Source organism: Mediterraneibacter flintii (assembly GCF_055387595.1).
Genome location: NZ_AP031405.1, coordinates 385,591 through 409,953, shown reverse-complemented (window position 1 = coordinate 409,953; position 24,363 = coordinate 385,591). Strand labels below are relative to the sequence as shown.

At 41.9% G+C, this 24,363-nt stretch carries 18 protein-coding genes and 1 pseudogene; 3 read left to right on the top strand and 16 right to left on the bottom strand.

The features are described 5' to 3' along the window. Nucleotides 1-31: 31 nt before the first annotated feature. From ACZ5C4_RS01880 to ACZ5C4_RS01865, 4 genes are all read right to left on the bottom strand, one after another. The gene (locus tag ACZ5C4_RS01880) at nt 32-4,678 is read right to left on the bottom strand and encodes a family 78 glycoside hydrolase catalytic domain (RefSeq protein ID WP_464519567.1); all 4,647 of its coding nucleotides are present in this window, start codon (nt 4,676-4,678) and stop codon (nt 32-34) included. Nucleotides 4,679-4,772: 94 nt separating this feature from the next. Then, nucleotides 4,773-5,615 (bottom strand): carbohydrate ABC transporter permease, encoded by an 843-nt coding sequence (locus tag ACZ5C4_RS01875; protein WP_464519566.1) that lies wholly within the window; start codon nt 5,613-5,615, stop codon nt 4,773-4,775. A 2-nt stretch (nt 5,616-5,617) separates the two neighbouring features. Beyond that, the gene (locus ACZ5C4_RS01870) at nt 5,618-6,511 is read right to left on the bottom strand and encodes a carbohydrate ABC transporter permease (RefSeq protein ID WP_464519565.1); all 894 of its coding nucleotides are present in this window, start codon (nt 6,509-6,511) and stop codon (nt 5,618-5,620) included. A 19-nt stretch (nt 6,512-6,530) separates the two neighbouring features. After that, nucleotides 6,531-7,862, bottom strand: a complete 1,332-nt coding sequence (locus ACZ5C4_RS01865) for an ABC transporter substrate-binding protein (protein WP_464519564.1) — start codon at nt 7,860-7,862, stop codon at nt 6,531-6,533. Between the two features lie 209 nt (nt 7,863-8,071). Here ACZ5C4_RS01865 and ACZ5C4_RS01860 point away from each other — a divergent pair, with 209 nt between their 5' ends. Then, a complete protein-coding gene (locus ACZ5C4_RS01860; RefSeq protein ID WP_464519563.1) occupies nt 8,072-9,841 on the top strand; it encodes a cache domain-containing sensor histidine kinase in 1,770 nt (589 codons plus the stop codon). A 43-nt stretch (nt 9,842-9,884) separates the two neighbouring features. Beyond that, the gene (locus ACZ5C4_RS01855; protein ID WP_464519562.1) at nt 9,885-11,417 is read left to right on the top strand and encodes a response regulator transcription factor; all 1,533 of its coding nucleotides are present in this window, start codon (nt 9,885-9,887) and stop codon (nt 11,415-11,417) included. 185 nt (nt 11,418-11,602) lie between these two features. Here ACZ5C4_RS01855 and ACZ5C4_RS01850 read toward each other — a convergent pair. Then, a pseudogene (locus ACZ5C4_RS01850) lies at nt 11,603-12,411 on the bottom strand (DMT family transporter). A 262-nt stretch (nt 12,412-12,673) separates the two neighbouring features. Here ACZ5C4_RS01850 and ACZ5C4_RS01845 point away from each other — a divergent pair. Then, nucleotides 12,674-13,825 (top strand): aldo/keto reductase, encoded by a 1,152-nt coding sequence (locus ACZ5C4_RS01845; protein WP_464519561.1) that lies wholly within the window; start codon nt 12,674-12,676, stop codon nt 13,823-13,825. Between the two features lie 72 nt (nt 13,826-13,897). Here ACZ5C4_RS01845 and ACZ5C4_RS01840 read toward each other — a convergent pair whose 3' ends face one another. The 11 genes from ACZ5C4_RS01840 to ACZ5C4_RS01790 all read right to left on the bottom strand — a co-directional run bounded on the left by ACZ5C4_RS01840 (nt 13,898) and on the right by ACZ5C4_RS01790 (nt 24,359). Beyond that, nucleotides 13,898-14,218 carry a type II toxin-antitoxin system RelE/ParE family toxin gene (locus tag ACZ5C4_RS01840; protein ID WP_464519560.1) on the bottom strand — a complete coding sequence of 107 codons (321 nt, stop codon included), beginning with the start codon at nt 14,216-14,218 and terminating at the stop codon, nt 13,898-13,900. Next, nucleotides 14,215-14,520, bottom strand: coding sequence for a type II toxin-antitoxin system RelB/DinJ family antitoxin (locus ACZ5C4_RS01835; RefSeq protein WP_464519559.1), 306 nt, complete (start codon nt 14,518-14,520; stop codon nt 14,215-14,217). Before ACZ5C4_RS01835 ends, ACZ5C4_RS01840 begins: the two co-directional genes overlap by 4 nt. Nucleotides 14,521-14,652: 132 nt before the next feature. Next, the gene (locus ACZ5C4_RS01830) at nt 14,653-17,646 is read right to left on the bottom strand and encodes a TOTE conflict system archaeo-eukaryotic primase domain-containing protein (protein WP_464519558.1); all 2,994 of its coding nucleotides are present in this window, start codon (nt 17,644-17,646) and stop codon (nt 14,653-14,655) included. 98 nt (nt 17,647-17,744) lie between these two features. Further along, complete coding sequence (locus ACZ5C4_RS01825) at nt 17,745-19,439, bottom strand: phospho-sugar mutase (protein ID WP_464519557.1); 1,695 nt, start codon at nt 19,437-19,439, stop codon at nt 17,745-17,747. A gap of 38 nt (nt 19,440-19,477) precedes the next feature. Then, a complete protein-coding gene (locus ACZ5C4_RS01820) occupies nt 19,478-20,302 on the bottom strand; it encodes a purine-nucleoside phosphorylase (protein ID WP_464519556.1) in 825 nt (274 codons plus the stop codon). Between the two features lie 72 nt (nt 20,303-20,374). Beyond that, nucleotides 20,375-21,040 carry a Crp/Fnr family transcriptional regulator gene (locus ACZ5C4_RS01815; RefSeq protein WP_464519555.1) on the bottom strand — a complete coding sequence of 222 codons (666 nt, stop codon included), beginning with the start codon at nt 21,038-21,040 and terminating at the stop codon, nt 20,375-20,377. A 132-nt stretch (nt 21,041-21,172) separates the two neighbouring features. After that, nucleotides 21,173-21,460 carry a phage holin family protein gene (locus ACZ5C4_RS01810; RefSeq protein ID WP_186876152.1) on the bottom strand — a complete coding sequence of 96 codons (288 nt, stop codon included), beginning with the start codon at nt 21,458-21,460 and terminating at the stop codon, nt 21,173-21,175. A 114-nt stretch (nt 21,461-21,574) separates the two neighbouring features. Further along, nucleotides 21,575-21,853 carry a hypothetical protein gene (locus ACZ5C4_RS01805; RefSeq protein ID WP_464519554.1) on the bottom strand — a complete coding sequence of 93 codons (279 nt, stop codon included), beginning with the start codon at nt 21,851-21,853 and terminating at the stop codon, nt 21,575-21,577. A gap of 19 nt (nt 21,854-21,872) precedes the next feature. Beyond that, entirely contained in the window at nt 21,873-22,742 is an 870-nt protein-coding gene (gene aroE / locus ACZ5C4_RS01800; RefSeq protein WP_464519553.1) for a shikimate dehydrogenase, read from the bottom strand. Next, nucleotides 22,743-23,243, bottom strand: a complete 501-nt coding sequence (locus tag ACZ5C4_RS01795; protein WP_464519552.1) for a heme-degrading domain-containing protein — start codon at nt 23,241-23,243, stop codon at nt 22,743-22,745. A 15-nt stretch (nt 23,244-23,258) separates the two neighbouring features. Next, the gene (locus ACZ5C4_RS01790; protein ID WP_464519551.1) at nt 23,259-24,359 is read right to left on the bottom strand and encodes a M24 family metallopeptidase; all 1,101 of its coding nucleotides are present in this window, start codon (nt 24,357-24,359) and stop codon (nt 23,259-23,261) included. Nucleotides 24,360-24,363 lie beyond the last annotated feature (4 nt).

Below are 24,363 nucleotides of genomic sequence, written 5' to 3'. Positions count from 1 at the left end.
ATTTCCACTTTTCTTCCTTTCCCTTTTCTTTTCATATCCGATATACAATGGTATAGGTCCCTGAGCCACAACTTCCTGTATATCCTTCCTTAGATGATGTTAATTTTATCTCTCCGCTTTTTACAATCTCCGTCGCCTGTTCCAGGCAGATTTGCGCGGTTGTATTCGCCGGAATCCGTATCCGCAGCGTCACAGTTCCATTTTCCTCCTGCCAGCGGGATTCTATCTTTCCATAAACAGAACGGAACGTCCCTCTGGCGTAACTTAACCTGCCTCCAATATACGGACGTATTAAAATCTTCTTATAACCGGCTCCGTCCTCTGCCACATTTATTCCCGCTACTGCCCGGTACAACCACTCTCCTACAGCTCCGTAAGCATAGTGATTAAAAGAATTCATGTCCGGACTCCACATAGTTCCGTCTGGTTTTTTCCCATCCCAGTGCTCCCATATCGTTGTTGCTCCGTTTTTCACCTGATACAGCCAGGAGGGAAAATCCTCTTTCAGCAATAGTTCATATGCTTCCTTTATATAACCTGCCTCGCTCAACACATGACAAAAATATGGTGTTCCCACGAATCCTGTCACAAGGTGCCCGTTTTCCTTCTGCAAGAGCCGCAGCAGATCCTGCTGCACATTTTTCCTGTATTCTTCCGGTGCCAGCCCAAACTGTAAGGTAATAATCTGCGCTGTCTGGGTCTGTGCCATCAGGTGTCCTGTTTCATCAAAAAAAGAATGTTGATATTTTTCTGCTATATTGTCGTATAAGCGGCGATAATATGCCGCATCTTCTGTTTTTCCCAAAATCGTACTGATTTTTTCCATAAGCCCTGTGGAATATGCAAAATAAGCAGTACAGGTTAATTCATTTGGCGTTGCCCCAAAATAACTGCCCTCTTCAGCATCCAGAGCGACCCAATCTCCGAATTGAAGACGGTAATTCCAGATATAATCTTCAGCGTGTCTTTCCATAAACTGAATCCACTTCTTCATACTTTCGTATTGTTCTTCCAGAATCTGCATATCTCCGTATATCCGGTATAATGTCCATGGCAGTACCACTGCCACATCTGCCCATGCCGCCGCAGAATGGGTACCCTGGCTTAACAGCCAGTCCTTCCCCGGACAATCCCCAATAAAGTCCGGTATCACATGAGGCACGCCTCCGTCTTCTCTCTGATCCATCGTCAGATCGCAAAGCCATTTACGGTAAAATACATACGTATCCATTAAATAGCAGGAGGTACCGCAGAAAATCTGCACGTCCCCCGTCCAGCCCACCCGTTCGTCCCTCTGTGGACAGTCTGTAGGAATATCCAGAAAATTTCCTTTCATTCCCCACAGAATATTATGCTGCAACTGGTTAACGTCCTCATTGGAACAATGGAAATCACCTGTGTGTTCCATCTCTGAATACAAAACGCAGGCAGTAAAATCAGAAGCTTTCGGTATTCCCGGATAAGATGCGATCTTCGCATATTGGAAGCCCTGATAAGTAAAATTCGGATAAAAAACGACCTCTTTTTCATCTTTTAAAACATAGGTCACAGTCTGCTTAGCAGTCCTTAGATTTTCCCTGTATACATTTCCCTCTCTATCCAACACCTCGAAACAATTCAGTTCTACTTTATCTCCTCTTTTTCCCTTTACCCGGCATGCAATCCATCCGGTTAAGTTCTGCCCGAAATCTACAACCGTTTCTCCTGCCGGCGTGGTAAAAATCCGTTTTGCCGGAATTTTCTCCATACATTTTACTTTTGCTCCGCTTTGTGGTTTCAAGGTTTGTACATTCCAAGGGACTTTACGGACATTCTCCCATTTTTCACAACTGCACTCCGTCTTATTCCATCCTTCTATTTCCTCTCTTGCGTCATAGTATTCTCCGTCATAAATCTCCGAAAACAGTATCGGCCCTTTATGCCCTCTCCAGGAAGCATCTGTTTTTACAATCTCTGTTCCACCATTTTCATATTCTATAAAAAGCTGGCAGGAAAATGCAGCTCTGGTTCCGTAATTATTACGGCGCAGTAAAAATCCCATTTTACCTTTATACCAGCCCGCGCCGACCAATGCGCCGATCACATTTTTTCCCTGCCGCAGCATCTCCTTTACATCATACATCTGATACCGAATATGCTTCCGGTAAGACGTCCACCCCGGAGTCAGCTCATCCTCTCCTATTTTTTCTCCGTTCAGATAAGCATGATATACCCCTAATGCCGTAGACATTACATATGCAGACTTTATTTCCCCTTTCGTCTGAAATTCTCCGCGTACGTAAAAGCTTTGCGATTTTTCCTTTTCTGCCTCTGTTTCTACAGTAATAAAATCTCCTTTCCACTCTTCTTCTCTGTGCAGAGTAGTTACGAAATGCCCTTTGAGACAGCCACTTCTTCCTGTGCTGTCCGTCACATATACCCTGAGATAATATTTTTGTACCGGTTTCAAGTCCACTTCTCCGATTCGTACATACGCGGACTCTTCTGAATATATCGTCCCGCTGTCATAGATAAGTCGGGCAAATCCCTCGTCTTGCGCAATCTGTATCCGGTAGGACATTTGTTTTATATTTTTCTCCTCTGACTGCAGTATCCATGAAATCTGTTCAATTTTCTGGATTCCTATAGGATTTTTCTCATGGTTTACTTTTAATCCGCCTGCGACAGACGGAGTCAGTACAGCGATCCCCTGACTGTCAAGATGCAGCTTCTCTTCCAGCTGTTTTTCCTCAATACATTCTTCATAGCGTTCCTCCAGATCTATCTCTGCCGCTTTCCCGGACTGGTTTATAAAAAAGTATACCGGACGACCTTCATAGAAACGAGTAACCACCTCTACGCCATTTTTCTTTTGAAACGGATGTTTTCTAACTCCCGCCTTATCACAGATCCATACCAGCAATTCTTCCATCAGCTCTGCGGATAGCGCCGTTCCGATATAGTAGGCATGCCCTTCTCCAAAACAGTTCTCGGAAACAATTCCTTTTCCTGCTTTATAAGAGTCCTGATAGCTGCCTATCATCTTTGCCGTACCACCTAATAAATCGCACCAGATTCCGTCCTGCCCTTCCAGATACTTCCCGTCCAATTCCAGCTTTATATTCGCATGATTACTTTCGAATACAGGCTCTACTTCTTCTACTTCAATTCCAAATACGTCTGTCAGTCCCGCCGGCAGTGTTTCTGTATATCCGATATTATCTCTGTTTTTCACGCTGCTTAAAAATGTCGCGACGAGGTTTCCGCCGTTTTGCACATAGGTTTTCAGCCTCTCTCTGTCCTGTTCGTCTAAAATAAACGCAGAGGGTAAAATAACTGTTTTGTACGGTGTAATATCTTCTTTCACAGAGATAACATCCGCCTGTATACCCTGTGCTTCCAATAATTGATATATTTCTCCGCAATATCGCAAATACTCAAATACCGGATCATTGACCGGCTTAATGCGAAGCGCCCAATAGGTCTCATAGTCCAGACAAATCGCGGTCTCGTTTTTAAATTCCGCGCTCTCATACTTTTCTATTTTCTTGAGCAGCCGCGCTGTTTCCTGCATTTCATAATACCGTCTGCGCGGCACTCCATCCGCGTCTACAATCGCATAATTCAGTTGTTCTGCTCCAAAAGGAAATGTTCTGAACTGAAAATGCAGCATCGCCCCTGCTCCATTGGCAAACGCCTGAAACACTGCTTTTTTCAATGCCCCCGGATTAGGTTGTCTTCTTCCGGAACCACTGAATCGATGACCGCCGCCTGACATAAATTCCATCACCCAGAAATTCTGCCCTTGCTTTATTCCTCTGCCAAAAGCGTAGGGAAAAGTATCTGCTTTGCTGTCTCTTAATTCTGGATAATAATCGAACGCATATACATCCAGATCCCGAAAGCCTTTATAATAATCGATACTATTCGTAGCAAGTCCTGTAGCATTTGTCGTTACCGGTTTATTCGTGTACGTTTTCATTACTTTTTTCTGAATATCCTGGTATTCTCTGAGACTCTCATCCGCAAATCTCTCAAAATCCAGCCTGACAGACGGATTCTCATAAAACGCTTCAATTTGTTGCGTCGCTCCAACCTCTATTGTATTGACAGGAATTTCAATTTGAGAAAAATCCGAATACTCCCCTGACCAAAATACTCCGCCAATTCGACGGTTCAATTCCTCCACTGTATGATATTTATTTCTCATATAGCTTTGGAATTTTTTTCTGCACACTGCGCAGTGGCACCTGCCCGTTCCCTCCTGCGCCAGCTCATTGTCTATCTGGAATCCTGCCACATAAGGATTCTTTCCATAATGCTCCGTTATTTTTTCCGCAATTCTGCCGGAATAACGACGATAGATTTCATTATTATAGCAGTAATGGCGACGCCCTCCAAACGGACGTGTAATTCCTCTGTTATCCACATAAAGAATTTCCGGATATTTTTCAACCAGCCATGCCGGAGGACAAGCAGTAGGCGTACATATAATCGTTTGGATTCCTTTTTTGCCCAACTCCTCTACTACTTCATCTAACCATGTAAAGTGGAACTTCCCTTCTTCCGGTTCAAAACGGCACCATGCAAATTCTCCCATCCGTACCGTATTAATCCCTGATTCCTCCAGCAGTTGTATGTCATGTTGTAATTCCTGTTTGTCTTTCTGTTCCGGATAAAAAGAAACGCCGTACAGCATAAAAATTACCTCCTCATTTCATTTTCTATAATAACAAAACGAAAGAACGCCTTATCTTTTTCTTAGACGCTCTTTCCACTTTAAAAATACTTTTTTATCCCTTCAAACCAGATGTGCTGATTCCATCTACCAGATATTTCTGAAATACAATAAAAATAATTACCGCCGGAAGAATGGACAAGGTTGCCATCGCAAACATCGCGCCATAATCCGATGAGGAACCCGGATCGCAGAACAGCTTTAGCGCCAGGCTGACCGGATATTTATCTGACTGGTTTACATATAAAAGAGCCGACAGGAAATCATCCCAACGCCACATAAAGGAAAAGATAAGCGCCGTTACAATCGCCGGTTTCATAAGCGGAAGGATAACTCTCCTGAATATTCCGAAATAAGAACATCCATCAATTTTTGCCGCCTCGTCAAGCTCGCGCGGAATTCCTCCGATAAAGTTCGTCATCAAATATACGAAGAATCCCTGTATAGCAAAGAAAAACGGCACAGTCAGAGGAAGATATGAACCGACCCAGCCAAGTTGGTTATACCACAAATACTGCGGAATCATCAACACCTGCGCCGGCAGCATCATAGTGGTAATCATTGCGGCAAACAGAATTTTTTTCCCTTTGAATTGAAAGCGCGCGAATCCGTAAGCCACAATAGAAGAAGACAGGAGTGTTCCCACTGTCCCTACAATGGACAGGAAAAAAGAATTTTTAAAAAATATTTCAAATCCAACTCCTGCAAATCCCTTCCAGCCATTGATATAATTATCCAACGTAAATTTATCCGGCAACAGAGAATTTGCTGTCGTAAATATGGTGTTTGTATCCTTAAAGGAACTCATAACCATCCAGAGCAGAGGATATATCATAATCAGTCCGACGACAAGTACCACTGCATTATAAACGATAGAACGTACCGTCTTTTTCTTCATGATTAAACTCCTCCTTCATACACCCAGTATTTCTTTGTTTTAAACAGAACCGCTGTAATTAATCCCAGAATAAGGAACATTACCCATGCGAGCGCCGAACCGTATCCTGTGTTTCTAAATTCAAACGACTGTTGATACATGTACACCGTATACAAAAGCGTGGAATTCATCGGTTTTCCTTGTGTAATAATAAAACACTGGGTAAAAGTTAAAAATCCATTAATAATCTGCATAACCAGATTAAAGAAAATCGTCGGCGTCAGAAGCGGAAGGGTAATTTTGAAAAATCTCTTTACCGAGCCCGCACCGTCCATCATTGCAGCCTCATAAAGTGTACTCGGAATTTGCTTCAGCGCTGACAAAAAAATCAGCATGGAGGAACCAAACTGCCACACAACCAGCAGAATCAGCACCCAGATTGCCGTACTTTTCTCTCCCAGCCATGAAACACTACTGTCTATTCCCACTGTATTCAGCAATTTATTGATCACGCCGTCCACAGCAAACATACGTTTCCACAAAATAGATACCGCTACGGAACCGCCGATAATAGACGGAAGATAATATGCCGCGCGGTAGAAGCCGGACAATTTCGTGTTCCGTAACAGAAGCAGCGCCACGAGCAAAGCAAATATCAGTTTCAGCGGAACAGAAACAAAAGCAAAGAAAAACGTCACTTTTACTGTCTGCCAGAACGTGGGATCCGCCACCATATCTATATAATTTTTTAACCCTATAAATTCAGGCGGGGTCAGGATATCAAACTTGCAAAAAGAATAGTACAAGGAGATTCCCATCGGCACTATCATAAAGAACAAAAATCCTATCAGGAACGGCAGAGTAAAAATAAACCCTGCCGTTTCCTCCTTCCCCATCATACGTTTCAGTCTTTTCATCACTTACTCCATTTCTCGCCTACTCTGCCTTTGAAGCTAAAATCTTATTTCCTTCTTCATAAAGCTGCTTTCCTGCCTCTTCTGCAGAAATCTCGCCATAGCAGATCTGCTCCAATAATTTCCAGTATGTATCCGTCACCTCACTTGAACCATCCGGATACGGCGGATCGATTGGTGAAGAATTCGGCGTTACAACATCGTTAATATAGCTTGTCACAAGCTGTCCATTTTCATCCAGTTTCGGAAGAATTGCTTCAGATACTTCGGATGACAGCGGCACCCCTCTTTCTCCCAGTAAAATTTCGTTACACTCTACAGAATTTGTCCAGAAGTCTAAGAGTTTGATTGCCTCTTCTACATTCTCAGTATCTTTTGAAATAGAGAAGAACTGGCTTGGCTTCAGATAATTTGATTTCAAAGGATCGTCTGACGGCCATGTTGTAATTCCAATTTCCATGTCATCCGGCGCAGCATTCTTATATGCGGACAACTGATTGGAATATACAAACGCGCACCAGGAACGTGTGTCCGGACCAGAGCCGTAAACCAATGTATCCTGTTCCGGCGCTCCGACCGTTCGCTCTGCGTACACAGAGGATTCAATATGCCATCCCTCTGTAATTCCCTCTTCATAGATCTTAAAATATTCTTCATATGGCTTGGAAGAATCTCCACCCAGTTTGCCATCCTCAAACAACGGGATCCCTTCTCCTCTCAGCCAGCACTCCAGATACTGCACGCTGATGCCATAACTGATATTTGTCTTATATCCCGTTTTTTCATAGACCTCACGACAAACATCAATAAATTCATCTGTCGTCATATTGTCTTTGATTTCGATCCCGTTATCTTCTAGCAGCGTCTTATTATACAATAAGGCCGGCGCATTCACGCCAATACACAGCGCATATAATTTGTCTCCCACTTTTCCAGAGTTCAATACGCCTTCATCGCAGTTTTCTACATTGATATCTCCATTTTCAATGTAAGGAGTTAAATCCAGAAGCTGATCGCTGCTTGCATACTGATCCAGATATGCATAATCCATCTGAATAACATCCGGAAGATTTCCTCCCGCCGCTGACGTAGCAAGCTTGTTCCAATAATCTGCGCCTTCTGAAAACTGACCGTCAAATGTCACTCCGGGATTTTCTTCTGCAAACAGATCCAGCGCCTTCTGCGTTCCTTCATTACGAACCTGATTTCCCCACCAGGAAACGGTCAGCTGTTTGTCTCCCCCTTTTGCTTCCTTTTTTTCTCCGTCGCTTTGTGAACTTCCGCATCCTGCCAGTGCAGTAACAGCAAGTACGCCCGTCAGTGCGAATGCCGTCCATCTCTTTGCTTTCCTCATATTTTTTCCTCCTTTTTATGTGGTTTGTCTTACCTTATGTCTGTCTTACTCTCGTAACTTTTATTATAAGGATTCCCGGAAACAAGTCGATGAAATAAACCGTCTTTTTCTTCAAAAAAACCGTCTTTTCTCTATAATCCATTGTCTATTTATATAAGAATTGTTACACTGTTAACAACCGAATATCGTTTTGAAATGGGGCTCTAAGTATGAAAAAACTAAAAAGAAAAATAGAAAAATATATCAATAATCTTTCCTTAAAATATAAATTTACATTTATCATCGTATTTGTAAATATTTTTCTGTGTATATTTATTTTTATACCCGGTATCCATATTATCATCAACGCCTATACAAAGTCTCTTTATCGTTCAACTGCCGATTCCCTGTCTTACTCCTCTACAGAAATCCAACGTACGCTGGATGCTGCAGGTACACTGGCTGACGTTATCTTTTCAGACAGTGTGATACAAGCAGAGCTATCCGCCATGCACGACGAAAACATATCCACCGCCAATAATCAACATTATTACCGTCTCTATACGGTCATACAGAACTATTATCTTCAGTATAAACAAAATAATATTTCCTCTATCCATTTATATAATTACAATTTTGAGATGACCTCCTATTCTTCCTCTTCGGAACCTATTCCCGAAGAAATCGCGCCCACTCTTTACCGGTACGCACAGGAAGCTGGCGGAAAAGCTGTATGGGTAACAGAATTTGCCAAAGAAGACGGTCTGTTCCTTACCCGTTCTATCCGGGAGGTAGAACATTTGAGTCTGGAACCTCTGGGTATCCTAACGCTCAAGATAGATATAGACCGCTTAATTTCTGCTGCTTCTAATTTCCATCAAGACTATAATTCCGCTTATTATGTATTAACAGATGGAACGAATCTCATCTATCGTCCGGAAGGAATGTCGGATACTTCTGTCAAAAAGCTATCCGACATTTCCGATGACACCTATTCTATTGTCACACTGGAGCGCCAGAAATATTTCGCAGTAAAAGGCAATATCCCGAATTATGATTGGGAATATGTATGTCTTGTTTCCTACGCTGATATTCACCAGACCCTGCAGGAGGCGTATGTACGCTGTCTGCTTATTCTTGGATTTGGTATATTCATGTGTATATTGTTTTCAAGTTTTCTTATAAACAGCCTGACACGCCATTTTAACACACTTATCGATAAAATGCAGTCTTTCGGAAAATCCGAAGATAAAATCATAGATGTAGGATATGATTATAGTACCCGTATGGACGAACTGGGTATCATTCATCAGCAATTTGACAAAATGGCATGTCAAATACAAGATTTGATTACTGTCAACTATAAAAACGAGTTGTTAATGAAAGAAGCGCAGATTAAGGCTTTAGAAGCACAGATCAATCCCCATTTTCTGTACAATACACTGGAATCTATCAACTGGCGTGCTAAGGCTCTCCATGCGGATACCATTTCCCTGATGATTGAATCTCTCGGAAATCTACTGCGTACGACTTTAAGCTCCAAAACGCAGAATTATACGCTGGGCATGGAATTAAAACTCATCGAGAACTATATGACAATCCAGCAAATACGGTATGATGACAGGCTGTATTATGAGATAGAGATAGAGGATATGCTAAAAGACGCCTTTCTTCCTAAGCTGATACTTCAGCCCCTAGTAGAAAATTCTATCATACATGCTCTGGAAGAGGTGACGGAAGGCTGCTATATTTATATATGTGGTCATTTAACGGAAAATAACCTCATACAACTCTGCGTCAAAAACAGTGGTTCCCAATTCGAAGACAACCTGTTGTCTAAGTTAGAAGCAGGGGGACACACACCTAGCGGTTTCGGTATCGGACTTTTAAATATCCACCACAGGATACAGCTGACTTGGGGAAACACATACGGACTTTCCCTGTACAATGAAGAAGATTTCGCTGTCGCGGAAATAATATTTCCTTATCACCATATATAAAACCGGCAGCATACTATAATCACAAAAGAAAGCAGGTTCAAACATGTTACGTTTATTAATTGCAGATGATGAAAGAGTAATACGAGAAATGATTCACGATCTCATCGATTGGAACTCCTTAGGTATAGAAGTCGTTGGTCTGTGTAAAAATGGGATAGAAGCATATGATATGGTATTAGATGAATATCCGGATATTGTTCTGACGGATATAAAAATGCCCGGTCTTTCTGGATTGGAACTTATACAGAAAGTATCTGAGCTTAATCAGAATATTCAGTTTATTATTCTTTCGGGCTACGGAGAGTTTGAGTATGCAAAGGAGGCAATGCAATACGGAGTACGGCATTATCTATTAAAACCTTGTAACGAATACCAAATTATAGATATAATGAAACAAGTAACCGCAGACTGTCAAAGACGCCGCGCATTTTTAGAAATCCAGGAAAAAAATCTGCTGTTCGCCAACACTCTGTATCAGACTATCCTGCGCAGTATTATCACAGAGAGTCTTTCCAATGAGCTTCCGCCGGAGACACTTCTCTCGCAGTATGAACATTTTTTAGATTTTCAGCACACTGATTATATCCTGCATTATCTGTACTACCTTCCTGAAAATTGTCTGACGGCCGCCCTGGAGGAAATCCATGCGAATTGGGAGTCTGCTCTTTCCTCTCCCGAAACTCGCAGTTTCATCCTCTATGTAAAAAATACTCTTGTTCTTTTTTATCCGAATACCGATGGAAATGTCGATAACTTTTCATTGTTTTTGTCGCAAATGCACTTTCCCGCATGCCGTACGGATTTTCAGACTGAATACAAACTGTACCCGAATCTTTCTGCCCTGTTACAGACACTGCTTACAAAATTGCGCCGTTTTGAAGTCGTATATCTGATGGACGGTCTTCATAAAATCAAAACCGTAAATCATAATGCTCTGCTTCATTTTGCCTATAACACTGCCAAAGCACTCTCTGAAGACAATGATGATGGTAGTATGCAGATATTACAAACCTTTCAGGAGCAGCTCTCCGAGATGAGTGATACAGATTTAATGAAAACAATAATAAACAGTCTGATATTAAAATATGCGGATAACAGTTCTTATTACAAGAAATATAATCCAGACATTTCAGAATTTTTAGTACATCTGGGCGGACTGGAAACAGCGGATTCCATACGCTCCTATTTCATGGAACACAGCCCTTATTTGTTCCAGACAAACCAAAACGCCGGCGTATACAAAGACTTTATTGAAAAGACTCTTGCCTATGTCAATGAACACCTTGCCGATTCTTCTCTTTCACTAAAATGGATCGCTGAAAATTACTTGTTTATGAATGTAGATTATGTCAGTAAACAGTTTGTCAGACAGACCGGAATCAAATTCTCAGCCTATCTGACAAATACAAGGATGGAATTAGCAAAAAAACTTTTGTTAAAGCAGGGCAGCGACAAAATTTGTAACATTGCCGAAGAAATCGGCTATGGTAATAATCCGCAATATTTTAGTCAGTTATTTAAAAAATATACCGGTATGTCTCCAACTGTATGGGTAAAGAATACTCTCGAAAGCTAAATTCCCCCTACGAAGACCATTCCTGCGGAAGCTCTTCCCTGTATTTTTATTCAGTTATATACGCAGGTAAGGGGTTTTGTCTGTGTACTATACTGTTCCCGAAACACTACTCTTTATCAGACGGAATGTCTCCATCTCCACATCTGTGGGATATGAATGCAGTATGACAAGAGATAAGGGGAATTTTATCCGTCTTTCTTCTCATTCTTTTCCGTATTTCCTTCCGGAAGCTGTGCAAGAATAATTGCCGCAAATACCAATACGCAGCCAGACATCTCTCTGGCAGAAAGTCTTTCTCCTAAAATAGCCCATCCGGTCAGTGCGGCAAATACTGACTCCAGACTTAAAAGAAGCGACGCAACTGCCGGATCTGTATCCTTCTGTGCTATAATCTGTAATGTATAAGCGACTCCACAGGACAATACCCCCGCATATATGAGTGGCAGCCAAGCAGCGAAGATTTCTTCCAAAGAAGGTTTCTCTATGATCAGCATAGGTACTGCACACATAACACCACTTATCAAGAATTGGACGCAGGACAGCTTCACACTGTCAGTACGAGGCGAAAAATAATCGATTACCAGGATATGTAACGAAAAAACCACCGAACAAATACACACGAGTAAATCTCCTTTTCCAATGGCAAATCCTTTCGTAATACATAAAAAATACATTCCCACTACTGCAAGGAACTCGCCACGCCCAGAATAACACCACAACAACAGCCCCCAAGAAGCAGGCTCTGTCTGTCCTTTCTCCGAGTCTTTTTATTTTCTTCTATCTCTTTTCCCTTTTCTATTCTTCCAACCGTTTTTTTCTGTCTGTCCAGAAATTTTATCACAGGAAACAGCACCGCAGCTCCCATTAGACAACGAACAGAATTGAATGTAAACGGTCCAATATAATCCATTCCGGCACTCTGCGCCACAAAAGAGCTTCCCCAAATAAATGCTGTCATCATCAGCAAAATATTATTTCTCACTTTTCCCTTCATCGGCCGCACTATCTCCTTATATGCTGGTTCTAACTTGGTTTATTATAAACTACTTCTAAAGAGATTGCCATATAGTATTGATTTCTATATAGATTCTAGTGTCGGACAACTCCTCTTTCTGGTATAATTGTGAATAAGTATTTTAAACCGTATAGGCATGTATATAAGGGAATTGCCTCCTACAGTTCAAGAAGGCAATACTCTCCCTGTCTGTCCGGCATCTTATCCGTGAAAATAAAATATATTAGAAGGAGGAATTATTATGAAATACAGAGCACTCGGAAAAACAGGACTAAAGGTCAGTGAAATCGGCCTGGGAGGAGAATGGCTGGAACGGCACAGTGCAGAAGAGGTACATGAAATCATTTTTTTCTGTGAAAAGCAGGGAATCAACATACTGGATTGCTTTATGTCTGAACCAAATGTTCGTTCCAATATTGGCGCCGCTATAGAAGGGCATCGTGAAAAATGGATCATTCAGGGGCACATCGGTTCTATCTGGGAAAACGGACAGTATACACGCACACGTGATATGAAAAAGGTCATTCCGGCATTTGAAGATCTGCTTCTGCGGCTTCGTACCGATTATATTGACTTGGGAATGATACACTATATCGACGAACCAGCAGAATTTCACAGGGTGATGAGGGGAGATTTCTTCTCCTATATAGAACAGTTAAAAGCCAGAAAAACCATCCGTCATATTGGCCTTAGTACCCACAATCCTGAGGTTGCCTCCCTTGCTGTACAGAGTAAAAAAATCGAGGTCATCCTATTTAGTATTAATCCCGCCTTCGATATGCTGCCACCCACAGAAAATCTGGAGGACTATTATTCTTTGCATACCTATCAGAACCATCAGGAGTTGCGCGGCATCGCACCGGAACGTGTCGAGCTGTATAAGAACTGTGAAAAAGCAGGGGTAGGCATTACCGTTATGAAAGGTTATGGCGGCGGCAGGCTGTTTTCGGAGCAGACCTCTCCTTTTGGTGTCTCTTTAACTCCAGTACAATGTCTGCACTATGCTTTGACCCGCCCTGCCGTCTCAAGTGTAATGGTAGGATTCGATTCTGTCCGTCAGGTAAAAGAAGCTGTTGCCTACGAAACCGCTTCGGAGGAAGCCAAAGACTATGCAACAGTTTTGTCACAGGCACCTGCACATGCCTATTATGGCCAATGTACCTATTGTGGTCATTGCGCTCCCTGTCCAGCAGGCATTGATATCGCTATGGTAAATAAGCTATATGATCTTGCTGTTATGCAATCACAGGTCCCTGACTCAGTAAAGGAACACTATCACGCGTTGTCTGCGTCCGGCAAAGACTGCATTGTCTGTAAGAGCTGTGAAAAGCGTTGCCCATTCGGTGTTTCCATTGCCGAAAGGATGAAGGAAGCAAACCGGTTATTTGGATAAAACAGATAGAAAAAAGTAGCTGGTCGAAAGATCAACTACTTTTTTTATATCGTACTCAATTTTCTTATCCCATTAAATCTTCTCTAATTGTTCGCTTATATCACGTCCACTATACATAACACCGACAATGCACACAATCTTTTCTTCCAAGTCCGGAATATATAATATAACATAGTTATCTACAGGAAGGACTCGCATGCCTCGACTGCGCCACGGTTCATTTTCATAACGACGGTGTCGTTCTGGCAGCTCATCAAGTGAACGCATAGCGTTCCATAAGCGATTAACTTGCTTTTCAGCAGTTTCAGGCGCGCATAAATCTATCGCAATATAAAGAAAGATATTCCTTAAATCTCTGTCTGCCTTTTCGGATAATTCAACTTCAAATTTCATATCTTAAAATCCCTGCTCATTTCTGCAATCGCCTGTTCTAACGGCTTTGTACGCCCTGCTTGTAAATCCGCATATCCTTTTTCAAGCTCTGCATGAAATTCTTCTTCTGTAAGACTATCTATGCAAACCGGCCTTTCATACGGAAGTTTTACTTCAAAAGGCAATCCTTTTTTTAAAACAATCTGCTTAAAAAACATATCTATCGCATTCGATGTCGGAATACCAAGTGCGGATAAAATGCTTTCTGCCTGTTCTTTTAATACGGGGTCAATTCTTGCATATACACTTGCTGATTTTGCCATACCAACAACTCCTTTCATAGAAACAGTGTTCCCTTTTCTATGTTTAATATACTACATTGTATTGATATAAGCAATACATCATTCTATACTCAATAAACAAAGTCTACGCTTCCACTCGTGTTAATCCTACTATTATTCGTCTCCTTTTTCTGTTTCCTTCGGTTTTTCTGCCGTACCCATTGCAATTTCCAACAGCTCCGCTGCCACCTGATGATTTTTTATACGCATCAGATTGTCCCAGACGTCCACCTTGCCAAGTAGATTCATTCCTCCATGCCATACCAATTCACCATCAATCACAGCAAAATGTTCTCCTACTTCCTCTTTTGTCACTACATTAACTCCTGCCTGCTGCATCTCTCGAATCAATTCGCAGCATGCATCGACATTACCATATATAACTTCCTCTGGTTCTGTCGTAATGACGGTTACATTCACACCTTTTTCTTGTCCTTTCCTCACCAGTAATAACAGTCTCTCAACCTTATCTTGTCGGATATCCGGACTGGAAATCACGATTGCCTTTTCTGCTTCCACAATGTCCTGTTCAAATTTTTCGGTATAATTACCGGAATCATATATCGCATTAATCATTTGTTTAGATTTCGTATTCTCCATCCATATAGAAAATCCGGTCTTCTTATATGTTCTCAACCTTTTTCCATACATTTTATTAAAATATCTCATATGTACGTCAATGTAATCATATACATAAACCGCCTCTTTCCCTTCATAGTCACGATTTAATCTTCCCACATACTGTTCCAGGCGCCCCTCAAAAGATACAGGTGCGGCAAGCATCAATACGTCAAGTCTCGGGAAATCAAAGCCCTCTCCTATCTTTTGGCCCGTCGCAATCAAAATAAGGCTTTCCTCTCTGGGAATCTGTTTTAACTTCACCCGTATATTTGCATTTTCCTTATCTGAATTTCCACCATATAAAAGAAATACATAGTCGGCTTCCCTTTTCAGCATATCATACAATAGCTCCGCATGCTCTTTAAATCTGGTTAGTATAACCGGAGTCTTCTTCTGCGCAATACTCTTTTTTACATCGCTTACAATCATTTCATTGCGGACCTTACTGGTACTAATCAAACTATACGCTTTATTAATGTCCGCCTTACTGTCAGCCGTATCAACCACTCTCGTATATCTGGGAACAAAATAATGTCCTATCCCCTGTTCCTGTGCTCTTTCTAAAGCTGTAAATCTATGTCTTAACGGTCCAAGCAGCATATAAATAATCTTGTCCAGGCTGTCTCCACGTTTTGGTGTAGCCGAGACTCCATACACATATTTTGTATTGATTTTCTGCAATAACTCCATAGATGTATGTGATGCCGCATGATGACATTCGTCCATGATTACCATTCCATAGGAATGAAGCAGCTTATGAAACTTCCCTTTACTATACATCGAACCCGCCATTGCAACATCTATAATGCCTGTTAATGTATTTTTATTTCCATGCAGAACACCTATCACACTATTTCTTTTTTTCTTTCTTCCCGTCTTGGTTTCATACTCTGGCGGTTCTTCCCTGATATCCAGAAATTTATTCAGCTCATCCACCCATTGGTTAAGCAAATCTTTACTTTGCAGCAAAATAAGTGTATTCACTTTTCGTTCTGCAATCAGATAGCTGCACACAACCGTTTTACCAAATGCAGTCGCTGCACTTAACACGCCGTCTGAATAGGATAACAATTTTTCCGCCGCAAGCTCCTGCTGCGTCCGCAAATCTCCTTTGAAACAAACTCTGATTGGCCGTCCCGTTTCTCTTTTATCAGATATATCAATAGCTATTCCGGTTTTGTTACATTCCTCTGCAATTCGTTCTCTCAATCCTCTTGGCACTTGAATATAACCGTCTATATCCTTCCCCAGATAAACAGAGCTGAAATTGTAATAATTTGAATATCCCATTCTCTTATTTTTATAGAATTCCGGATTATCAAAAGCCGCCAGACTGCGAATCTGATTTTGTATTCTCGGCATAAGATTCAATGTATCGATATAGACACCATCGCTAAGTACCATATGAAGCTTACCGACAACATCCGCTTTCATAAACTCACACTTCTTTTTCCAAGGCTTTGGCCTGTTATTCATACCTGTACCGGTAAGTCCCCCTCTGGTTTCCGCCAGCTCTGCCTGCCACTTTGCCATATATTTTTCAATATCTTCTGTTCTCAGCTTTTCTGTCTTATTAAGTAAAATCCCCCATTGATCGGGGTATACATTCCAGTTTTCATCTACAAATGCACTATTTCCTCTTTTAAGGGCCTGTCCCTGCAGAGGTAGCGCAATCAGATTTCCAATGCTGCTTGCCACATCCTGTGAAGGATACATTCTATCATAATAGTGAAAAGATTTTAAGTTAATAGAGGCGGACCCCTTATCCAATAACAGAAATCCAAAATTTCTGGCCTGGGAAGCAGCGATCGCTTTCTTAAAGAAAATCCATACATGGGCGCCCTTCCCAGAGCGTGAACGTTCGACCAACGGCTTAATGCCATTTATCTCGCACATTTTTCTGAGGGCATCCACTTCTTTATGCCACTCATTATCGGTATTCGCAAAATCCGTTGATTCTGCACCCTTTTCATGATTGTCAAAATCAAACACAAGGAATCTACATGTTCCGTCCGGTAAGAGTGGATATACACCGATTACATCTGAACCATCCTCTTTGTACCCAAGTAAATGTGCAATGATTTTCTTCACATCCAGCCTTGTCCATTGGTTATTCTTACATTCATCACAAAACACCTTTTCTCCCTGCTGTTTTGGACAAAGCTTGTCGTTCCATCTGTTATCACATTGAGGAAAATAACCGCCATTCCTGCCCCGTTTCGCATAGACATCTTCCCTTCCCCAAAACATAGAAAAAAAGCGTTTTGCCATCTCCTCTGTAATAAACGGGGGATAAACAATACGTCCTCCCTGATCCGGATCGTACGCTTCTGCATCATCCATCATCTCTTCGAAAGGATGTATTTCCTCATATGGAATATTTTCTCTTTTCAGTTTCTCTTTCAATATCCTGTTTTCATATTCAAGAAGTCTGACAAGCTTTCTCAAAGACTCCGTGTCATATGCCTCTATATTCAAAACTGTCACCTGCTTTCTATGCTCTATTCTATCCAGTTTCCGCCTATAGCACAAGAAAATCCATAAAAGAGAAAAGACCAGCCATAGCTGATCTTTCCATTCTGCTGTTATTCAATTCCTTCTGCAAAGGAGAGTACATCCTCCTTTACTTTCTGCAGACGTTTTAAGGCTTCACGCTCATTGTCTGCTTTGGCGTAAAAATAGAACTTAATCTTCGGCTCTGTTCCTGACGGGCGGACTGCAAACCAGTTTTCATCCTCCAGCACGAATTTTAGTACATCTGATTTGGCAATTTCTTTATACCCGTTCCTATAGTCAATTTTTTCTTCTATCTTCATTCCGCCGAACTGTACAAACTGTTCTTCTCTGCACCTTTGCATGATACGTTTGATTCTTTCTGTTCCTTTCATGCCCTCCAGCACAAAGGAGACCTGCTCTTCTTTGTAAAATCCGTATTGTTCATACAGCGCATCCAATACCTGCAAAAGTGACCTGCCTTGTTTTTTATAGTACGCCGCCATCTCACATATATACATCGCAGCGCTGATTCCGTCTTTGTCTCTGACTTCTTCACTGATTGCATACCCAATGCTTTCTTCATAACCAAAGACATATTCTCTTCCCTCTTCTTTAAGCTGCGGTATTTTTCCGCAGATATTTTTAAAGCCGGTCAGAGTTTCATAGGTTTTGACGCCGTATGCCTGACAGATTTTTGCTCCCATATCTCCTGTGACAATGGATTTTATCATTCCACCTTTTGCAGGCAGGCTCTTTTTCTCTTTCCTTCCCTCCAGAATGTACGCAATAAGAAGTACGCCCGTCTGATTTCCATTTAAAGCGACATAGCTTCCGTTCTCACCTCTTACCTCTACGGCCATTCTGTCGCTGTCCGGATCTGTAGCAATCAGTACTTCCGCGTTTGTTTCTGTTCCTAACTTCTCTGCCAGGGCAAACGCTTTTCTGTCTTCAGGATTGGGGTATCCAACTGTTGTAAAATCCGGATCCGGATCTTTTTGTTCTTCCACAATGGAAACATTACAAAATCCCCTTTCCCTTAAAATTTTTTGTACCGGTCTGCTTCCTGCCCCATTTAAAGGTGTATATACAATGGCAATATCTGTCGCCAGTTCTTCCTTCTCATGTATAGCCAGAGATTTCACGAGCTGCAAATATTTTTCATCCATTTCTTCTGAAAGTATGACGATATTCCCATTGCTTACTGCCTTTTTATACTCCATGCGGTGTACACCTTCAAACATATCTGTCTTTTGGATCTTTTCCAGCATTTTGTCCGCAATGTCTGACATCACCTGTGCCCCTGTCTCCCAGTACACCTTATAGCCGTTGTACTGTTTTGGGTTATGACTGGCTGTGATGTTGACTCCGCCTGCTGCTTTTAGCTGACGGATCGCAAAAGATAGCTCCGGCGTTGGCCGAAGAGATGCAAAAAGAAAGACCTTTATCCCATTTGCCGCAAAAATCTCTGCTGCCAGCCTGGCAAACTCTTCCGAGCAGTGGCGGCAGTCATAGGCGATCACTACCCCTCTGTCTTTATACTGTGCTCCTCTGTCTGCAATATATTCTGCAATTCCCTGTGTAACCCTGCCTACTGTAATCACATTCATGCGGTTTGTTCCGGCCCCCAGCTTTCCTCTAAGCCCTGCCGTTCCAAACTCTAATTCTTTTCCAAAACATTCTTCTATCTGTTCCGGATGCCCCTCCATCTCACTTAATTCTTTCTGTATTTGTTCCTGGCACCTTGTCTTTTCCTTCCACTGTAAATATCTTTTCTCTGCTTCCATATTGTAAACCCCTTTCTCCTGGTGGTACCCGCATCGGTTCATCTCCTTGCAGGTATAACCTCCTGTATCATTATATCTACCAGATATTCAAAATCCTTTTTTACTTTTTCCGCTGTTTCCATTACCTCTTCATGGCACAACGGCTGATCCAATATTCCTGCCGCCATATTGGTAATGCAGGACACGCCGATTACTTTAATCCCGCAGTGCCGCGCCGCTATCGCTTCCGGCACAGTAGACATACCTACCGCGTCACCGCCTAATATCTGAAGCATTCTTACTTCTGCCGGTGTCTCATATGCAGGTCCTGTATTCATTACATATACTCCGTTTTTCAGTTTTATTCCTTTTTCTTTTGCAATACACTGTATTCTTTCTATGTATTGTTTCGAATACACTTCTGTCATATCAGGAAACCGCGGCCCTATTTCCTCATCATTTTCACCGCGTAGTGGTGTAGAGCCGGAAAAATTAATATGGTCTGTTATAAGCATCAAATCTCCCGGTGTAAATGTAGGGTTCAATCCTCCTGCTGCATTGGTAAGAATAATGGTTTTTACTCCTGCTTCTTTCATGATCCGGACAGGCAATGCCAGCATATGCTGTTCTATTCCTTCATAATAATGAAATCTTCCCTGCATTGCAATGATTTTTTTCCCGAATAATGTGCCCAAAATAAACCTGTTTTTATGTCCCTGCACCTTTGATACTGGAAAACCTGGAATATCTCTGTACTCAATAAATTGCGGTTTTTCCAGCTTTTCTCCATATCCGCCTAAACCACTTCCCAAAACAAGTCCTATCTCAGGCTGATATGCAATGATCTGCCCGATATACTCTTTCATCTCTGCTATGTTATACATATTTTCTCCTCTTTTCTTCTTTATTTTCCCAGCAGCACGCAGACATGTACCTGCTTTCTTACCGTCCTCCGGTCAATACAAATTTTCCTTTTCCGCCAGAGTAAGCAGCGTCTGAAATTGCTCTTCATTTATTGTGATTTTTCCTTTGTCAATAGAAACCTGCTGCTCTTTATATAGCTGCTGTACCGAACGGTTCAGGGTTTTAATACTGATTCCTATTTCACTGGCAATGACCGGCCTTGTCTTTCTTATTTTTACGGTTTTCTTTTCCCCCGCCTCTGTCTCATAGTATCGAATTAAATACAATACAACTTTGAATATCCCTTTTTTAAAAAGATTTTGTCCACGTTCATAACTACTGCTGTACATTTTCCTTGCCATGTGCATAGATACATAATATAGAAACTCTTTATTTGCCTGCAATTCTTCCGCAAATGCCGCAACCGGAATTTTTAAAACCTGTATGTCTTCTGCCGCAATCAAGGTAGAAACATTCCGATAGATCCCCGACAACACTTCCACATCCGAAATATACTCTCCCTTCTCCAAATAAGAAAACTGATACACATTTCCATTGAGAAACGCAGCTTGTACATAAACCTTGCCGCTTACTATATAATAAGCATACTCTGTCTTTTCTCCCTTTTGAATCAGTATATTCCCCTTTTTCATAGACATAAGAACAGCGCTTTTTCGCAGACGCTCTGGAATTTCCTGAAATATAGACATCTTTAGCATAACATTTCTCCCATTTTAAAAAAAGGTCATCTGACCCTTTTTCTTTTTAAAAAGTATATAATTTCTTCTCGGGAAATGCAAGCATAAAGGATACCCCAGGCCCTAAGTGCCATAAGGGGTATCCTTTTATTTTTACTTCTGTTTTATCTGCCCAATCATCTGCTTAGCATACGTGCTCAGCCCCGCCAGCAGGATTCCTTGCGTAATGGACGTAAACAGCGCCATCGCAACATCCTTCGGACATGAGCATGGCGATGTGGCGAACACATACAGTGCACAGATAACAATCCCAATTCCTCCAGTTAGAAAAAGAACATATTTTTCCTTTATCAGAGCACTTTTTTTCAGCCCTGTATCCAAAAAATATAAAACAAGTGCGACAACAAGCAGTTCCGGTTTCACATAATCTGTTACTTGCATTTAAAACCCTCCTTTTATCTGCTGCCTAATTTATCATATGCACAACAGACAGAGAAAGTTCCTTTAGCGTCGGTGTACAAAGGGGTAACACATATTGCCCCTTGTATACCGACTCTATCGTTTTTTCATAAACAGATATGCCCCTACTGCAATCATAACGATTCCCAGAATCCCAATGATACCTGTAAAAATCACTAGTCCGTTCACTGCTGCAGTACCCTCGTCTTTTAACGGCAGCACTGCCCCTGAAAGTCCGGTAGCGCCAAAGTACATCCCTGCTATAATAAGTACAATTCCCATCCATCGCCTTGTGCTAAGTGTACCTTCTTCCTTTTTTTCTTCCTGCTCTTCTCGTTTCATTTCTGTTTTATCTTTCTGTCTTTTTTCGTTCATATATTCGCACTTTCTGTCATCAATAGTGTACATCTGTAATTCCATACTCTTTCGCGAGAGCATTCTTCATTTTCTCAGCATCTGCGGTCTTTCCAGTCCACATCCGAATACTTTCCACTGCCTGGTTGATAAGCATACCCAGTCCGTCTATCGTCACTGCATTCCTTTTCTCGGCTTCCTTTAATAGCTGTGTATGGGGATGATTCGGAATAACGTCGCAGACAATCATATGTTCCTTAATCGTATCAAATACAATATCCGGTTTTGCATCTACATCTGGATACAGACCAATGCTTGTTGTATTTACCAATATGTCTGTATCTTCGTCTATCGGCATCGTATGCTTCCATTCCCGATACTCTGCCTTTAACTTTGTATGTGCCTCAAGCAGCGCTTTTAATTCCTCTCCTCTTGTTCTGGAACGGTTGAGAATTACCAGTTCTCTTGCGCCCGCGTTTGCCAGTTCTACTGCGATTGCCCTTGCCGCGCCTCCTGCTCCCAGCATAAAGACTTTCTTGTCTTTGATGGATATACCGGCATTTATCAAAGATTTTATAAAACCCTTTCCATCTGTGTTCTCTCCGTACAGCTTGCCCTCCTTCACATAAACCGTATTGACTGCGCCCATTATTTTCGCATCCTCTGCCACATAATCCAGATATTTTAATACCTCTACTTTATGAGGAATTGTCAGATGGATGCCCTTCATATTCCATGCCGGAAGCGCCCGAATTGCCTCTTTTAAGTCCTCTGGTTTTACCTCTACTGTCAGGTAACGGTATGGCACCTGCAAATCTTCAAATGCTGTCTGTGCCACAACCACTGTCGGATTTTCATCTACCGGATATCCAAATACTCCAACCAATTCTTCTCTATATGATTTTCCCATCTAAACTTCCTCCTCAACCGTTTCCAAGTTCTCAATTCCCAACATCCTGGCCACTCCCTCGACTGCCATCTGATGATCTTGTGTATGCGTCAACCCAGATACCGCTACAACGCCAATCACACCAACACCCTTTACGTAAATCGGGAATCCGCCTCCCATATTTCCATATACAGAAGGGTCTAAATGTCCGTCTGCATAAATATCATCCTCCCCCACATAAGGCATATAATGCACTCTCAGAGAACTGCGGTGCAGCATATTTACCGTATTTACCTTCCGCCTCAGCCATAGGTCGTTAAATGCATTTGTCCCCTGGAACCCATACCGGAATACCCGATAATGGTTGATCCAGATCTCCACTGCAATAGACACCTCTTTTTCCCTCGCATATTCTACGATTATGTTTCCTAGTTCCCAGGCAGATTCGTTGTCAAAATGGGAAAATGTAAGCAATGCTTCCTGTTTTTTTACAATCTCATAATTTCTGGTTTCTATAGACATATCCTTCTCCTCTTTCTATTTTTTCTCCTGTATCCATATATCCGGACGCCGAATTCTCTTTCCGTCTATTGTCACCTCTCGGTATACCCAGTTCCCCGTATCGGAAATAATCTCCTGCTGTTCCCCGTTAATGAGATAGGTATCCTCCAGCTTCACCCCGGCAATCGTCGGGTTCCATGAATATCCCTGATGATCATAAATACGTTCTTGCGTTCTTTCGTTGGTACAATAGTCACGTGTCAAATATCCCAGCGCGCCGCCCTGATGATGCAGGTGGAAATCCGCCTCATAGCCTTGTTCCTTATATGCTTCGTATGCCTTATTCAATACATCCTGCGACCATACGCCGGCTTTTGTATTCAAAATGTAGGTAGCGTCAATTTTTAGCAGCGCCTCATATTTTCTCTGGATTTCATCAGGTACAGGCCCAAAACTCACGATTCTGCTAATAGACACAGTCAATCCATACTTCTGCCCACAGATTGCAATCATTGCATATTTCTCAATCTTTTTCTCGGTGGGAAGTGGATGACGGTATTTATACATTCTCTCATCAGAGGCAACCAGGCAGACAGGTATCTGGTATCCCCTTGCCGTCAATCTTCCCATCACCCTTCCTGCAGCTTCCAGCTCTGTTTCGCCCGGCTTTATCTCTCTTACACAGTCTTCCAATATCTGTGCACATTCCGGTCCGATTTCGCGCATGCGGGTTTCTTCTTCCTCTGTCAGCACATAGCGAAGCTTCTGAATCTTTCCTCCCACATTTTCTGAACCATAAATGCCCGAATCACTGCCCAGCTTTTTTCCGTCCAGATAAGGTTTTAAAATTTCCGCTTCGTCCTCATGCCACAGATATCCAATCAGTTCAAAGCTTCCGTCTGTCAGTTCTTCATCCATGACGCGGTATTTTTCACTGGAATTACAGATAACATAAGCCTTTTCCTTCTCTATGAGTATTTTTACCGCTGCGTCCTGCGTTCCCCTGTCCACATATCCTCGCTTCCCTCCGGTAATCCAGAAGAAGTTCGGCGTAGTGGTTAAAAGGATTGCATCCAGATTCTCCTCCTTCATAAATCCTCTTACTCTATTTATTTTTTCATTGACTTCTCGTATCATTTTC